14 protein-coding genes are annotated in these 15,631 nt (G+C 71.2%); 9 read left to right on the top strand and 5 right to left on the bottom strand.

Going from position 1 to position 15,631, the window contains the following annotated elements:
• Window positions 1-11 precede the first annotated feature (11 nt).
• The 6 genes from E8M80_RS24420 to E8M80_RS24395 all read left to right on the top strand — a co-directional run bounded on the left by E8M80_RS24420 (window position 12) and on the right by E8M80_RS24395 (window position 8,262).
• Window positions 12-635, top strand: a complete 624-nt coding sequence (locus tag E8M80_RS24420) for a hypothetical protein (protein ID WP_137128346.1) — start codon at window positions 12-14, stop codon at window positions 633-635.
• A 100-nt stretch (window positions 636-735) separates the two neighbouring features.
• Entirely contained in the window at window positions 736-1,731 is a 996-nt protein-coding gene (locus E8M80_RS24415) for a tripartite tricarboxylate transporter substrate-binding protein (RefSeq protein ID WP_170979619.1), read from the top strand.
• 71 nt (window positions 1,732-1,802) lie between these two features.
• Window positions 1,803-2,573, top strand: a complete 771-nt coding sequence (locus E8M80_RS24410) for a class I SAM-dependent methyltransferase (protein ID WP_206035738.1) — start codon at window positions 1,803-1,805, stop codon at window positions 2,571-2,573.
• Window positions 2,574-3,141: 568 nt separating this feature from the next.
• Window positions 3,142-5,079 carry a hypothetical protein gene (locus E8M80_RS24405; protein WP_137128343.1) on the top strand — a complete coding sequence of 646 codons (1,938 nt, stop codon included), beginning with the start codon at window positions 3,142-3,144 and terminating at the stop codon, window positions 5,077-5,079.
• Window positions 5,076-6,275: a G1 family glutamic endopeptidase gene (locus E8M80_RS24400; RefSeq protein WP_137128342.1), complete on the top strand. Its 1,200-nt coding sequence runs from the start codon at window positions 5,076-5,078 to the stop codon at window positions 6,273-6,275. The genes E8M80_RS24405 and E8M80_RS24400 overlap by 4 nt, the downstream gene beginning before the upstream one ends.
• Window positions 6,276-6,375: 100 nt before the next feature.
• Window positions 6,376-8,262 carry a hypothetical protein gene (locus E8M80_RS24395; protein ID WP_137128341.1) on the top strand — a complete coding sequence of 629 codons (1,887 nt, stop codon included), beginning with the start codon at window positions 6,376-6,378 and terminating at the stop codon, window positions 8,260-8,262.
• Here the strand turns inward: E8M80_RS24395 and E8M80_RS24390 are convergent.
• The 5 genes from E8M80_RS24390 to E8M80_RS24375 form a co-directional block, all read right to left on the bottom strand.
• A complete protein-coding gene (locus tag E8M80_RS24390) occupies window positions 8,240-9,463 on the bottom strand; it encodes a patatin-like phospholipase family protein (protein ID WP_137128340.1) in 1,224 nt (407 codons plus the stop codon). The genes E8M80_RS24395 and E8M80_RS24390 overlap by 23 nt on opposite strands.
• Window positions 9,464-9,577: 114 nt before the next feature.
• Complete coding sequence (locus E8M80_RS24385) at window positions 9,578-11,680, bottom strand: TIR domain-containing protein (RefSeq protein WP_137128339.1); 2,103 nt, start codon at window positions 11,678-11,680, stop codon at window positions 9,578-9,580.
• Between the two features lie 11 nt (window positions 11,681-11,691).
• Window positions 11,692-11,823 (bottom strand): hypothetical protein, encoded by a 132-nt coding sequence (locus E8M80_RS26885; RefSeq protein ID WP_255467554.1) that lies wholly within the window; start codon window positions 11,821-11,823, stop codon window positions 11,692-11,694.
• A 749-nt stretch (window positions 11,824-12,572) separates the two neighbouring features.
• Window positions 12,573-13,049 (bottom strand): DsrE family protein, encoded by a 477-nt coding sequence (locus E8M80_RS24380; protein WP_137128338.1) that lies wholly within the window; start codon window positions 13,047-13,049, stop codon window positions 12,573-12,575.
• Between the two features lie 36 nt (window positions 13,050-13,085).
• On the bottom strand, window positions 13,086-13,358 hold the full coding sequence (locus tag E8M80_RS24375) for a nickel-binding protein (RefSeq protein WP_137128337.1): 273 nt from the start codon (window positions 13,356-13,358) through the stop codon (window positions 13,086-13,088).
• A 155-nt stretch (window positions 13,359-13,513) separates the two neighbouring features.
• Here E8M80_RS24375 and E8M80_RS24370 point away from each other — a divergent pair, with 155 nt between their 5' ends.
• From E8M80_RS24370 to E8M80_RS24360, 3 genes are all read left to right on the top strand, one after another.
• Window positions 13,514-14,392, top strand: a complete 879-nt coding sequence (locus tag E8M80_RS24370; RefSeq protein WP_137128336.1) for a LysR family transcriptional regulator — start codon at window positions 13,514-13,516, stop codon at window positions 14,390-14,392.
• Window positions 14,393-14,930: 538 nt separating this feature from the next.
• Entirely contained in the window at window positions 14,931-15,140 is a 210-nt protein-coding gene (locus E8M80_RS24365) for a helix-turn-helix domain-containing protein (RefSeq protein WP_137128335.1), read from the top strand.
• Between the two features lie 96 nt (window positions 15,141-15,236).
• Complete coding sequence (locus E8M80_RS24360; protein ID WP_137128334.1) at window positions 15,237-15,446, top strand: hypothetical protein; 210 nt, start codon at window positions 15,237-15,239, stop codon at window positions 15,444-15,446.
• Window positions 15,447-15,631: the final 185 nt, after the last annotated feature.

The raw sequence follows: 15,631 nt of genomic DNA, 5'->3' as shown, positions 1-15,631 counted from the left end.
GGAGAGCGATCATGGAGATCTGGGCAGGGACGGCAGGGCAGGTGCTGGCGGGATACGCGCTGGTTGCCATGACGCCGGGGCCGAACGTGCTGCTTGTGGCCAACGCGGCCACCCTTCATGGCGCCAGGGCGGCGCTGCCGCGCTGCGCGGCGAATGCGTTGGCAGTCTGCCTTGTCGCCGGCCTGGCACACCTGGGCTCCGGCGCCCTGCCGCGCTCCGGCCCGGCGCTCGACTTCTTCGCCCTGGCGAGTGGCGCCCTGCTGCTACTCGCAGCGGTCCGGGTCGCACGGTCGCGGCCTGGGCCCAGCCGGTGCTGCCTTCGGGCCGGCTTCTGGACCAGCTTCCGCGTCGCGTCGGTCAACCCGGTGACCATCGCGTATTTCGCGGCCGCCTTCTCTGGCCCGCTCGCAAGCTGTGGGGCGGCCGCCGGCGGGGCGGTCGCTGCGGGCGCGGCGGGACTTTCACTCGGCGTCTGCCTGGCCTGGGCGCTGCTGCTCGGGCGGCCGGCGGTGCAGCGGGCCGTGGTCGGGCGCCAGACGCAATTCCGTCTCGGCACCGCGGCCCTGCTGGCGATCGTCGCAACATCCACCCTGGTCGGGGCCGCCAGCGGAATCGCTGAGGCAGCGCCATTCTGACTCCGAGGACGCCAATCGCTACCCAATCGCTAAGACGGGCGTTCGCATGGTTCGGGAAATGGCGGCACCCATGCCGCCGGTCGGGAAGGAGACGACGCAGATGTCCCATGAAGGGCTAACGCGACGCTGGTGGATGCACGGGGCCTCGGCGGCGGCCGCGCTGGCCCTGATCGGTCCGACGCGGGGCGGCCGGGCGCAGGGCGCGCCGCTCAGGGTCCTCTCCGGCGCCTCGCCGGGCAGCATCCCGGACGTGATCGCACGCCGCTACGCGGAGCGGCTCACGGCCCGGCTCGGCCGGCCGGTGGTGGTCGAGAACCGCAGCGGCGCGGCGGGCCGGGTTGCGGTCGGCGCGCTGAGGCAGGCGCCGGCCGACGGATCGACCCTGTTGCTCGCCGCGGGCGCGGTCGCCAGCATCTATCCCTACCTGTTCCGGCAACTCGGCTACGACCCCGAGGCCGACCTGCGGCCGGTCTCGGTCGCCGCCGAGGCGACCCTCGGCCTGGCGGTCGGCCCTGCGGTGCCCGCCACGGTGCGCGACCTAGCCGCGCTGCGCGACTGGGCCCGCGCCAATCCCTCGGCCGCAAACTTCGGCTCGCCTGGCGTCGGGAGCCTGCCGCACCTGCTGCCCGCCAAGCTGTTCGCCGAGGTCGGGGTCGAGGCGACGCACCTGCCCTATCCTGGCGGACCGCCCGCCGTGGCCGACCTCCTGGGTGGGCGGATCGCCGTGCTGGCGCTGCCCGAAGGATTGCTGCGGGAACACCACGCCGCCGGCCGCTTGCGCGTGCTGGCGACCTCGGGCGCGGACCGCAGCCCCTTCATGCCGTATGTGCCGAGCGTGGCCGAGCAGGGCTTTCCGGGCCTGGTGATGGGCGAATGGTTCGGCTTCTTCCTGCCGGGCGCTGCGTCGCCCGTCCTGGCGGAGAGCGCGGCGGAGGCGATCCAGTGGGCTGCGGCCGAGCCTGCGCTGCGCGCTGCCTTCGCAACCATCGCGATGGCGGCGGTCGCCGGGACGCCCGCGGCGATGAGGACGCGGATCGCGGAGGAGCGGCCGGCCTGGCAGGCGTTCCTCGCCACCAGCGGCATCCGGGCCGACTGATGGCCGCCCCGATGCAGCATGCAGCCGAAGCCTGGGATCGGGCCGCTGCCGGGTGGGATCGCAACACGGCGATGATCCGGGCCTGGCTGGCGGAGGCCAACGAGGCGATGCTCGACGCCGCGCGGATCGGTCCCGGGATGCGCGTGCTCGATGTCGCCGCGGGCGCGGGCGATCAGACCATCGACATCGCCCGCCGCGTCGGGCCAGCGGGCGTGGTGGTCGCCACCGACGTCGCGCCGGCCATGGTCGCGCTCGCCCAGGACAATCTGCGTCGTGCGGGCCTGCACTGGGTCACGACCCATGTCGCGGATGCAGAAGCGCCGGGCGAAGACGGCGCCGGCTTCGACGCCGCGATCTGCCGGCTTGGCCTCATGTTCTGCCAGCGGCCGCTCGTCGCGCTGCAGGGCATCCTCCGCGCGCTCTCGCCGGGGGGGCGCTTTGCGGCTCTGGTGTTCTCGCATGCCGAGGCCAATCCCTGCATCGCGATCATGAGCCGCGTCGCGCGCAGGCATGCCGGCCTGCCGGTCGATGGGCCGCCGCCAGCCGGATCGCTGCTGAGCCTCGGCAGGCCGGGGCTCATGGCGGACCTGCTCGCGGAGGCCGGCTTCCGTGACGTGACGGTGCAACCGCTGGCAGTGCCCTTCCGCGTGCCAAGCTGCTCGGATTACCTCGACTTCGTGCGCAGCGCCGGCTCGCCGATCCTGGATCTGCTGCGGCCGCTTCCTCCGGAGAGCCGGGAGCGCGCATGGGACGAGATGGCCCGCAAACTCGAGCAATTCGCGACACTGCGCGGGTGGGAAGGGCCGAACGAGCTTCTTCTATGTTCGGGGACCCGGCCGTGACCTTGCCCTGATGCCGAAGACGGTTCGAATCCGGGAGGGCTCGCTTCGCCGGTTCCCTTGGGCGACTCTCGAGGGATGCGCGACGACGCCTGTGTCGCCATCGCGCGGGGGATGTCACGGGCCGTCGTGCGCGGCAACCGGTGTTCCCCGTTGCGGAGGCCGCATGACGAGCAAGCCTTCCCGCAGCAGGGGCCTGCGGCGGAAGCGCATCGGCGGCGATCTGCACCGCAAATGCGGGTTCGAACCCGAGAGCGGGCCAGTTCGGGAGCCAGGCGCGTTGCTGCGCCGCGTCCAGGGGCACGGCCGGCTCGGTCGAGCGACCATTGGCCGAACTGGTAAGGCGTGCCGCGCATGACGTGCGGCCGACGGGAAGGGCTTCCCGCCGGCAGGGCAAATCGGGCGGTCGTCAGGAGGGCCACGGCGAACACCACGTCAGCCCACCCGGACCCATCCGAGGTCATGGCGGCGCGGGGCGGACCAGCCAAGAAGGAAGCACGGAGCCCCACGGTGCGGGGCATCGAACGGCTTGACCGCCTCGGCCAGAGAACGTCCGGGGCGGGACACGACAGTGCCTGCAAGCATTCGCCCTCCTAAAATTATTTCAAATGGCGGCTGTTTACTTCACTATGATTCGGCCGGCTCCGTAGCGGAGGACAACGCCATGTCTGGCAGCAACGAAGGCAACGAAGGCAACGAGGGCAATTCCGGCAGCCTGGGCCGGGGCGGCGGAGGCAGCTTCGGCGTGCTGCCCGATCGGGTGGACCTGCCCTTCGTCACGCTGGGCGACATCGCCCAGAAGCGGCTGCCGCGCACCGGTTGGCGCGGGCGCGACTGGGCAGGGGACAAGGCGGCCGTCCTGACGCTGGTGGATTTCGCGCAACTCGGCGCGCTGATCCCGACCCAGCCCAGTCCGCCGAGCGCAAACCCGGCAACCGGCGCGGGCAACGTCGGCAACGGCACGCTCTCCGCGGTCGGAGTGCAGCCCTTCTCGTGGCAGGTCGGCGACTACACCCTGGAATGCGTCGACGCCGCCGACAACGGCACCTTCGTGCTGCGGGATCCGCAGGGCCGCCTTCTGCGGCGCTTCACCATCGGCACCGGCAATAGCGTCACGGTCCGGCGGGAGGTCGTCTTCACCCTCACCAAGGGAAGCCAGGGGTTCCAGCCGAACGACGCCTTCATCATCAGCGTCTCGCCGGGCACGACGAAGCTGTGGCTGGAGCCTCCCTTCATCTTCCGTGCGGGCCTGCCAGTGCGCGTGCCGCCGCCGCGGGCGGGCGCGAACACCGGCGACGGCTCCTGCGAGACGGACCGGCGCTCACCGGCCCTGCCGGGCGTCATGATGGGCATCTACACCCTGGCCTGCACCGCGGTCGACGGTCCCACCATTGAAGCCATCTTCGACCTCACGGCGCCGGATGGCACGACGGTCGGCACCTACCGGCTGCCGGCCACGCCGGGCGCCCGGCTGGTGATCGCCGACCAGGTGCACTGCACGCTGACCGCGGGGACGAAGAGGTTCGACGTCAATGACGGGTTCACCATCACCGTCGAGCCGCGACCGAAGCCCCTCGTGATCACGCCGCGGCCGGCCGGGAACCAGGGGATCGGCACCTGCACGCCCGATGCCGTTCCCCAGAGCGGCGCCAGGATCGGCATCTACACCCTGCGCTGCACGCGCAGGGCCACCATCGTCTCGGGCAAGTTCCACGTCGGCGCGCGGTTCGAGCTGCTCGATCCGGACGGTGACGCGGTGGCCGGTTCGCCGTTCACCCTGTCGACGGGCGGCACCGAGTCGACTTTCCCCTCGACCTCGCCGCCTTTCTTCACCCTCAAGGACGGCGACCCGACGAGGGAAAGCACGCTCTTCCAGGTCGGCGACGGCTTCGACCTCGACGTCGGCGGGTTCCTCGACATGGAACTGGATGACCTCGTCCGCGCCGCCGAGGACGAGCGCTCGGACGCGCTCGGCGAGATCGTCGCCCAGAACGACGGCTTCATCAGCTACTTCCTGGCGGCGATGACGATCTCGCCGAAATCGCATCCGCGCACCTGCCTGCTGCTGCAGATCGGCAGCATGGTCGGCGCCTATGTGTCGATGCACTTCAAGGGCGTCTACCAGCGGGCGCGGCCGACCCAGACCGCCCCGGCGCTGCTGTCCCCCGTGCCCGTGCCCGGGCACCCCGCCTATCCCAGCGGCCATTCCACCCAGGCGCACCTGATGATGCGTTGCGTGCTGGCGGGCATGCCGGCGGAGCTGCGCGGCCAGTTCCGCCCGGTGCTGCGGGCGCTCGCCGACCGCATCGCCCGCAACCGGGAGATCGCCGGCCTGCACTTCCCGAGCGACAGCGCCGCCGGCGCGGCGCTGGCGGACCGGATCTTCGCCATCCTGAATTCCGACGACATGCCAAAGACGTTGCCGCAAAGCATTCCCCCGGAGACGGCCGCCGGCACCGTCCGACGCTTCAAGAGCATCCTCGCCGAGGCGCGGAGCGAGTGGCAGTGAGTCCGCAGAGATCCGAGCGCGGTCCACCGCCCGCCGAAGTCGCGCGCCGGCAGGACGCCCTGATCGAGGAGATGCGCAAGCGCATCGTCACCCTGCCCGAGGTCGGGACATTCGACTTCGACGCCGGCTTCGACCCGATGGACCCGGCGCTTGACCTCGGGACCTGCCTGCGCATCGGCATCCCGCCGCGGCCGACCGAGGAGAAGGCGCTGGCGCTGTGGCTGCGCATGGTCGCGCCGCCGCTTCGCATCAAGCCGTTCCACCCGGACGACGTGACACTTCGCGGCGACATCGGCCACCGCTTCGCCTTCCGCGTCGAGGCCTCCGGCGATGGCCCAAACGAGGGCCAGGAACAGGCCGGCGCCGTCCTCACCGGCGGCGGCCGCCTGTCCAGCAGCGCCAACTGGTCCGGGGCCGCGATCCTGCCGCGCGACGGAGAACGCTTCGTCCAGGTGCTGGCGACCTGGACGGTTCCGGCGGTCGCCGCCGGCGAGGGCGACGGCCCCTGGGCCTGCTCGACCTGGATCGGCCTCGACGGGCTGCGGCGCTGGATGGGCTCGATGCCCCAGATGGGCACGACGCAATCGGCGGGGCGGATCGACGGCCAAGACCTTCCGCCGAACTTCGCCTGGTTCCAGTGGTGGCTGCGCGGGCGTGGCGTGCAGGAACCGGTGCCGTTGAATCAGGTCCCTATCAAGACCGGCGACACGATCTATTGCGCCGTCACGCGGCTGCCGCGCGATCAACCAACGCCGGGCGCCGAGCACCACGTGCAGTTCTTCCTGAAGGTCAACGGGGTCGCCGTCCCACCGATCGTGAAGGAACCGCCGACCGATGCGCCCGACGACAAGGTCGCGTCCCGCGGCGCCAGCGCGCAATGGATCCTGGAACGCCCCACCGCGCTCAAGCCGAGCCCGAACGGCCATGTGAGGCCGGGCGACCTCTTCCCTCTCCCTGATTTCGGCACGACGGGCGACCTGGAATTCGCGGCGTCCATGGCGCCGTCGCCGGTATGGTCCGGCGTGACCGACGCGGCGAAGGCAGCCGCCCCCGCGAACTTCCCCGCGCGCACCCTGCGCACACCGCGCCTCCTGCGCATGGTGCAGGCGCTGCCCGACCCCCCGCGCATCGCGGTCATCGCAAAGCCGACCCTCGACGCCGATGGGCGGCTCACGGTGCGCTACCGCAGGCCATGACGGGCGGATCGCGCCGTGCCGGCATGGCGTCGGACGAGGCGCCATCCTCGGGCATGGAGCCTCGCGGCGCCGCGGCCATGCCGATGACAAGGAGGCGGTCGTGAGCGTTGCCGCGGCGGCCGCGGTGCTGCCGCCAGCGAAGCCACGCCTGGCCTGGCGCGTCGGCGTCACCGGCCATCGCGACTTCGACGCCGCGACCATCGACGCGCTGTGCCCCGCGGTCGCCGAGGTCCTGGCGCTCGTGCGCCGCACGCTCCACGAACTCGCATCGACGCAGGAGGTCGCGGAAGTCCATGCGTCCGGGGCCGACGCGGACCTGCGGCTCCTCTCGCCCCTTGCCGAAGGTGCCGACCGGCTGGTGGCGGCGGAAGCGCTGCGACAGGGCTATCGCCTCGAGGTCGCACTGCCCTTCCCGCAGGCGCAGTACGAGCAGGATTTCGGCCCCGACAGCGTCGCCGCCTTCCGGGCACTTCTTGCCGAGGCGCGCGACGAGGCAGGCGGTCCCGGCGTCGTCGCGCTGGACGGTGCCCAGGGCCCCGCCCGGCATCGCAGCTACGCGGCCGTCGGACGGTTCGTTGCGCGCAACTGCGACCTCCTGATCGCGATCTGGGACGGTCAGCGCGTCGCCCGCCGCGGCGGCACGGAGAGCGTCGTGCGGGCGGCGGCGGCGGCGGGCGTCCCGGTGTGGTGGATCGACCCGGACCGGCCTCGCGCCCCTTGCCTGCTGCAGCAGGACGGGGCCGTTCGCGACGGTCCGGCAGCCCATGACGGCGCGGCGGCGGCAGAGGCCCTGCGCCACGCCATGCGGCTTTCCATCGTGCCGCCCGGCGCCGGGCGGCCTGCCGCGGATGGCCTGCTGCGCGGCATCGTGCAGCGGGTGTTCGGCCCCACCCGGGGCGCGATGTCGCCGTTGCGGGACTACCTGCGCGAAGCCCCGCCCCGCGCGCCCCGGCTGCGACAGGTCCATGCCCGGTTCATCGACCTTGTCGTCGGGGGACCGTCGCTGCCGATCCCGCCCGCCCCGGCACCCGGGCGGCCGGTCGAGCAGTGGTGGGAACGCCACCATGCCGCCGCGGCGGCGGCGTCGAAAACCTTCGGCGACCGCTACCGCTCCTCCTACGTCATCGTGTTCCTGATGGCCGGCATCGCGCTGATCGCGGCCATCCTGGCCTTCGTCGTCCCCGCCGCGCTGCATGTCCCGGTGGCGCTGGTGGAACTCGCCATGCTGGTCTCGATCGCGACGATCGTCTGCGTGAACCACCTCGGGCGATGGCAGGAACGCTGGATCACCTACCGGCTGCTGGCCGAACTCTGCCGCAAGCAGCGGGTCCTGGCGCCGCTCGGCCTGGCGCCGCCGGTCGGGGACGTCGCCCGCATCGTGACGGCGCGCGGCCACGGCGCTGACCCGCGTGACGGCAACGAGGCCACCCTGCCTCCACGCGACGCCTGGGTCGCGTGGTACTTCGCGGCACTCAGGCGTGCGGCGCCGCTGCCCGCGGGCGCCCTGGTCGGCGCGGCGCTCGCACGCGCGCGGGACCATGGACGCGGCGTGTTCGAGGAGCAGCTGGCCTACCACCGGCGCCGCCGGCGGCGGAGCGAGGCGGCAAGCCACCACCTGGCGCAGTGGGGCGAAGCCTTCTTCCTGTTCGCGCTGGCTGGCGTCGTGGCACGCATCGCGCTCGAACTGATGCATGCGCCGGCGCTGGCGGTCATCCTCGTGGGCGTGGCCTGCGCGGCCTCCCCGGCCGTGTCGGCGACCCTGCTCGGCATCCGCGCCTATGCGGAATTCGAGCTCATCGCGCGGCAATCGGAACGCATGCAGCGGGTGATGAGCGACGCCATCGCCGAACTCGATTCCCTGCCGATCGACGGAGCGCTCGCGTCCGAGGCGCTGGGAAGCGCGCTGATCGGCGTCTCCACGTCGATGCTGCTCGATATCGACGGCTGGGCGCAGCTGTTCCACGTCAAGGCGCTGGAGGCCGGCTGACCGGCGCCTCGCTCATGCCAGGGGCGGGAAAGCGAAGATGCGCGGCGACGACGTCGCGCCGCGCGGCTTCGGTGGCCAGGGCAAAGAGCCGCGGCATCTCCTCCGGCGCGTCGAAGCTCTGGAATCGCCGCGCCTCTGTGCCGGTTATCGTGCCCGCGGACGCCATCGCGTCGAAGTCGAGGTCGTAGCGCAGCAGGGTGAAGAGCGGTGCACCCGCCAGGCCGCCCTCCGCCATGCGCCCGACCTCGCCGTCGAGATAGGCCGGCGCCGGCGACGAACCCAGCGCATGCAGGAGGCGCAAGGTGTGCATCTCGCCGTCGGTGATGGTGCCGCGCAGAGCGAAGATCGCCTGCACGAGGGGCAGCCGGGATGGCAGGCGGCCAAGCCAGGCGAGCGGACGCTCGTCGAACCGCGGCAGTACCGGTTCGCGCAGGCGGTACCGGCCGGTGCCGATCGAGACGATCATCAGTCGCTCGCGCCCCGTGGGCCAGCACAGGCCGAAGCTGGGCAGGCGCGCCAGTTCGAGCATCCTGAGGGCGGGGTTGTTGAAGGGGCTGACGCCGCCGTCGACGAAGCGACCGCGATGCGCACCGCCGCCGATGCGTGGGCCGAGTTCGAACTCGGCCGGCTCGAAGAACATCGGCGCCGCGGCGGAAGCACGGACGATGTCGCGCAGCGGAATGCGCCAGTTGCCGTTCGGCTGGCCGCGCCGATCGACGAAGTGCGGCGCGCCGGGCAGATTGCTGATCACCCAGACGCTTCCGGTGTCGACGCGCTTCGTCACGATGGCGAGGCCCGTACGCAGCGCGGGGTCGCCCATCAGGACGTCAGGCACCCCTTCGGGCGTCCCCGGCGGCTGCAGGCATAGGCGCAGGAGATGCTCCAGAGGCTGCGCCCGATACCAGTTCAGGAGCAGCCAGCGTTGCCAGCGCGGACGGAAGACCTGCTCCGCGAAATGCATGTACATCGCGACGATGTCGGCGACGCGCCAGCCGAGCGCGAGCCCTGCCGCGATGATCGCGCCCGTGGACGTACCGCCGATCAGGTCGAAATGATCGGCCAGCGAGCCATCCGGATCCTCGCCGCAGAGCGACCGCTCGACCTCGAGCAGGAAGGCGAGGGAGACGACGCCGCGGGTGCCTCCCCCGTCCAGGGCCAGGATCCTTTTGGGGCCTGCCCTCGAGAGGCGTTCGGAGAGCATCACCCCCGTCCCCGTCGCTCGATCGAGGAGGTCGGGCCACCGGGCCGCCCATCGGGTTCCGCGTGCATGGCCAGCTCCATGGCACCGCGCCGCAGGCCTTGGGCGCCTGGCCGGCTATTCCGGCATGCCGGCGGCACGATAGGCATCGATCAGGCGCGTGGCGAAGGCTTTGTCGGGGTTCCGCGCGTAAACGCGATCGGCGAAGACATGGTAGGCGGACGGGCTGACGATCCGCAGCTCCTCCGCCGCCGCCTGCGCGTCCGCGATGCGCCCCAACATGACCAGCGTCGCCACGATCAGGCGGCGCGGCGCGCCGAAGGTGGGCGAGGCGTGGACCGAGGCCTGCGCGGTCGCAAGCGCCTCCTCCAGCCTGCCTGCCATCTGGTGGGCGGTCGCGATGCCCATCAAGAAGGTGCTGGTCCACGGATCGAGCGGGCTCAGGCGCATCGCGTGCTGAAGGTGCCGGATCGCCGGCTCGGGACGGCAGGCATAGACATGCACAAGGCCCGCGGCGCCTTCGACGAGAGCCGAGTTCGGGCATATCGAAAGGGCCTTGTCGATCAGCGACTGCGCCTCCCCGTGCGCGTAGTCGAGGTAGGAGACGGCGACGGCGCACTGGCTCAGTACCGTCGGATCGCCCAGCGCCGTCGCCGCGGCCTCACGGGCGAGGCGGAGGGCCTCCTGCGTCTCGCCGGGCTTGGCCCAACCCTCCCCCTGACGACGGACCTGACAGGCCGCAAATAGCGATTTGGCCAGCGCGAAATCCGGGCTCGCCTTGAAGGCGCGGCGCAGCAGCGATTGCGCTTCGGTCGTGCCACCCTCGCTCATGAAATGGTAGTGCGGCAGGGCACGAAGGTAGAGGTCGTAGGCATCGAGGCTTTTCGGCGGCTTGGCGCGCGCGCGATCGATCTCGGCATTGCGCAGCGTCGGATCGAGCGCGCCGGCAACCGCTTGCGTCACGCGGTCCTGAAGGTCGAAGATTCGCTCCATGTCGCCGTCGAAGCGATCCGCCCAGATAGCGTGCCCTGTCTCGGCCTCAATGAGCCGCCCTGAGATTCTCAATTGGCGTCCCGCCTTCCGGACGCTGCCTTCCAACGCATAGCGCACACCGAGTTCGCGGCCGACGAGCCTAACATCGATCCCCTTGCCCTTGTAGGTGAAGGCCGAGTTGCGCGCGATCACGAAGAACCAGCGGAGACGGGCGAGTTCGGCGGTGAGTTCCTCGGTGAGACCGTCGGCGAAGTATTCTTCCTCGACGTCGCCGCCGATGTTCGCGAACGGCAGGACCACGAGCGAGGGCTTCGCCGGCAGACGGGGGAAGGACCCGCCGGGTCGAGCCGCAGTTGCGGCGGGGCGACTCGCCTGGAATGCCTTGTCCTCCAAGGCCGCAGGGTCGGGGGACCGCTTCGTCGGGACCGGATGTCGTCGGAGGGCGGTGACTGCCCGAGCCTGGCCCTTTCCAGCGCCGTGGCCCTGCCTGTCCGGGGGGGCGGGGGTAAAGCGTTCTGACTGGCGCGGTTGTGCCGTTGGCGCGCCGCTGCCCCGGCCGCGCGCGGTGCTGTCATCACGCGCCAACACGGTGCCGTCATCGGCCTGCAACGCGGCAGAGCGCGAGGTTCCGCCACCGGCCTGCGCAGTCCCTGCGGTCGGCCGATCTTCGGCCGCTTCGTGCGCAGCGGGCTCGGCTGGCTGCTGGACGTTGGTCGACGGCCGTCGCGGCTTGCTCGGCTGCGCCGCAATTCCGGCAAGTTGCAGCAGCGTCGGTGCGCCCGAGCGGCGCCACATGCGGTCATAGTCAAGAAGATCACGAACTCTCGGGACAGGTTCCCGACCGACCAGCCGCGCGACCTCCAGCAGCAAGCGGTCAACGACATGGCTTCTGGGTGCACCGTCCCAACGGGAGAGGTCAATCGTGTGCAGCGTCGCGAATCCCAGCGGCACATCCACCCGCTCGATCCGCACGGGGATTATCGTCTTCAGGCGCTTGGCGAGACTGGCCTCCTCCCGAACCCAATCGCTTTCGATGGACAGGCTGCACCAAGTGACGATGGTCGCGGGCGCTGAACGCAATTCGCGTTCGATGGGCGGGGCGAACGCCTCGCCAGCGACTAGCGCGTGATCGAACCAAACTGAATAGCCGTTCAGCTCAAGTACCCGAGCCAAATGCTCGACTGCAGACTTGCGGTTCGACTTATAGCTGACGAATACGTCGGCCATGTCCACCCCTGTCAGAGCATCGGCATCAAGCGGCCGTCGTCAAGCGGGAAGAGCAGCTTCGACTGGCTGGATGATCGGAGCGCGTCGTGATCCGACCAGCGTGCAGCATTTCGGACGACCAACGCGATGCGAAGCACGGTCATCCGGCGACAGCATAATCGCTAAAGCGTCGTCAATGCGAGTGATCCGGACAAGGACGGCTGGAGCGTTGAAGTCGAATAGGCTCATCAGCGGGGTCCCCTTCGGCGCCTGGGGATCCATCGGCACGAGAGCTCTTTCCTCGGTTCGGGGATGGAACCTTCGACGCAGTTCTGGCGGCCAGCAGCGCGCCGATGGACACCGTGCCGATCGACATCATTGGAGACCTCTTCTGTCATCGGGTCCTCTCGGGTCTACGGCTTTGGCCAGGGATGATCGTGCGTTCGCTCTTCTGTCCGCAGTCGGCGCATGTGGCCGCTGCATGATGGGGTGCGAGGGCGCCGGCGGGCACATCTGCGAATCGGGCTCGAGGCCCAGAGATCTCCTCGGCTTCGCCGGCACCCACGCCGCCACGATCGCCCAGACCGGCCGTAGCCCGCCGGATCAGAGGTCGACGCGGCGATCGGTCACGCCGCCATGGCAGGCCGCGCATCCGGGCCCTGCCAGGCGGAATGCCGTTCCAGCAAGTCAGATCCGGAGCATCACGACGGCCGACTTCCGGGCGACGGCAACCTTGGCGCGACTGGCCCCGACCCGGCGCAGCAGATCGAGGCCCCAGCTGCGCAGGGCCTGGGAGGCGGACCCCGCCGCCCGCGTTGCGGCGCAGCGCGCCCTTGTGGCGGCAGGGCTGCGACACATCGGCCCGGCGTGACCAAGCCCGTACGAGCTTGGCGGCTTCGGACGTTGGCGGCGATCAGTAGGTGATCACCACCTCGGCCTCGGCAGCGAGACGCACCAGCACCTCGGGCTGGGCGAACATGGCCGGCCGGTCGGCGATCAGTTCCTCGCCGAGCCCACGCGCCCGCGCCGACATGCCGGACAGCGCGAAGCGCCCGCCATGCGCCAGGATCTCGCCGAGATGCGCGCTGAGCCGCCCGGTGCCCTGGCCCTCGACCGAGGCCAGCGCCTCGGCGCTCAGCAGCCGCACGCCCTCGCCGGCCAGGAACAGCGTCACCGCATGGCCCTGCTTCAGCGCCGTGGCCGCCACCAGGAAGGCCAGCGCAGCCCTGGTCGGGTCCTGCGGCCCAGTCGTGACATGCACCAGGAAGCGCTTGCGCCCCGCCGCGGGTGCGGCCGGCGCCTGGGCCGGCGCCTGGGCCTGCGCCCGGGCGATGCCGGCACTGGCCAGCAGCGCGAGCGTCGCGTGTTTCAGGACACCTCGCTTGAACATCGGCATCGTCCTTCTCGATCGTCTGGGGAACCGGCCTCAGGTCGACGGAGCCGGCAGATCCATCGCCTCGGACACCGCCGAATAGGGGATGCCCGCGTTATCGTTGACGCGGCGCACCGCATCCGCGCTGCCGGCCTCGAACAGGCAGACGCAGCGCGCGTCGCCGGGCAGGAAGACCGAACGCAGGTAGCGCACCGGCACGCCGCCGGCGCTCGACGCCGCCGCGGCGCCGATCGCCGCCGCCTGGGCGCCGGCCAGCGCCTCCATGGTCACGCCGGGCAGGGACCTCTCGACTGCATAGACCGTCATGGGGCGACCTCCTTTTCGATGGGCCGACGCAAGGCTCGCCCACGGCCCAGGCGTCGCGACAGAAGGTTTCGTCTATGGGCCCATAGGCATCGCCTTCACGCCGATGCGCATTGCGTCGTTGACGCCGGGCCGGCGCGCTCCGCAGGCTGGCCGCCATGGAGATGCACCAGGTCCGCTACTTCATCGCCGCCGCGCGCACGCTGTCCTTCACGCGCGCGGCGGAGCAGTCGAACGTCTCCCAGCCCGCCCTGACCGCCGCGCTCAAGAAACTCGAGGCGGAGCTCGGCGGGCCGCTGTTCCACCGGGAGCACAACCGCCTGAGCCTGACGGAACTCGGCCGGCGCATGGAGCCGCTGCTGCGCGAGGTGCTGGACCGCGCCGATGCGGCGCGCAGCGCGGCGGAGAGCCTGCGGCTGCTCAAGCAGGCACCGGTGCGGGTCGGCGTCATGCCGACGTTGGGGCCGGTGCGGCTTGCGCGTTTCCTGGCGGCCTTCGAGCAGGCGCATCCGGGCATCGAGGTCGCGATCCGCGAGGGCCGCCCGGCGGAGCTCGGCGCCTGGCTGGACGGCGACGTGCTCGACGCGGCCATCCTCAACCCGCTCGACCTGCCGGCGGAGTCCTGCCGGGTCGAGCCGCTCTACACCGAGCGCTACGTCGTGCTCCTGCCGCCCGAGCACCCGCTGCGGGACCGCGATGCGCTGGCGCTGGCCGACCTGACACGCCAGCCCTATGTGGATCGCCTGTCCTGCGAGATGCGCGAGCGGGTGATGGCGGCTTGCGGGGCGCAGGGCGTCGAGCTCTACGCGCGCTACCGGTCCGAGCGCGAGGACTGGGTGCAGGCGATGGTCGCGGCCAATCTCGGCTTCGCCTTCATGCCGGAGCATTCCATCACCCATCCGGGGACCATCCAGCGCGCGCTGTCCGACCCGCATGTCGAGCGCACCGTGGCGCTGGCGACCATGCCAGGTCGCCCGCAGGCGCCCGCCGTCGCCGCCTTTGTCCGGGCGGCGCGCGGGCATCGCTGGCTGGCTTGAGCGGGGCGGCGGTTGGCCGGCTAAGGCGCTGCCACTCATTCGAATGGTCCGGCCGGTGTCCTGTCGCGCCAGGCGGCGATTCGACGCGGCAGCATTCCCGGCCTGGGGCTGATGCACCAGCAGGCGATGCCAGCGAAAGGCGTGATTTTCCTGACGCTGGAGCACGAGAACGGCCGCCCAACGGTCGGCCGTCTGCGCCACCATCGGTGCGCGGTGGCGTGCCGCGACTCGCCCGTCACGACGGGGAAGGCGCTCAAGCGGTAACTGCGCGACCCACCCCGAAGACCACGACTCGAGCGGCCTCCAGCAAGTCGTGACGGCAGGTTCGGCGCATGGCCGACCGTCACCCTTCACGAGTCGCCGGTCCGCGGGATCGGACGCTGTCAGATCAGGAGCAGGGTCCATCTCCGGCGCCTGAGCCTGCGCGCACCGACGCCGAGGACCTGCTCCGCGCGCTGACCCGCGCCCTGGCGCGGCAGGCGGCGCGTGACGCGTGGGCGCGGGTGGTCGGCCGTCACCCGAGTTCGGAGACCTCGTCATGACCAACCGGAACCCGCCCCGGCGGAGCCGTGCCGCGCGTCCGCCCATCAGGCTGCTCACCGTCGCGCAGACGGCCGAGCGCCTCGCCGTCTGCGGCAAGACCGTCCGCCGCCTGATCACCGCCAAGGCGCTGCGCGCCATCCGCATCGGCCGGTCGGTGCGGATCTCGAAGGACGACCTGCGCCTCTACCTGGCGACCCGCCGGTAGGAGCGGGTGGCAGTTCCTCGCAAGTCCGAGTCATTCAAAGCCTTCCGCAGTCGCCGTGACTGCGTCGATTCTGTCGTTCTCATTGTTATACGAGAGATGCAGTCACGTTTGTCCCAGACGGGACGGAACAGCACCAAGGAGTCCAGCTATCTGCGCAACGCCCTCCACGCCGGCCGCCTGCTGTGGAACCGCGCCCGGACCGTGATCGACCCCGTCACCGGCACCGAGGTCTGGCGGGCCAGGCCGGAGGAGGTGCTGGTCGAGACCCCGCTGCCGCACCTGCGCATCATCCCGGAGGATCTGTAGCAGGCGGCCCAGGCGCGCCTCGCTGCCGAGGCAGCGCCGCAGCCCGCGGTCGGGCACCACCCATTCCGGCAGCGGCGCTGGCCCCATGCACCTGCTGACCGACAAGGTCACCTGCGGCTGCTGCGGTGGCGGGTTCTCCGCCATGGGCAAGGATGACCTGGGCTGCCGCACCGCCCGGAACGGCG

The sequence above is a fragment of the Roseomonas sp. HF4 genome, assembly GCF_005222755.1.
GTDB lineage: Bacteria > Pseudomonadota > Alphaproteobacteria > Acetobacterales > Acetobacteraceae > Neoroseomonas.
The sequence above is the reverse complement of the archived record's forward strand: the minus strand, read 5'-3'. Positions and strand labels throughout refer to the sequence as shown.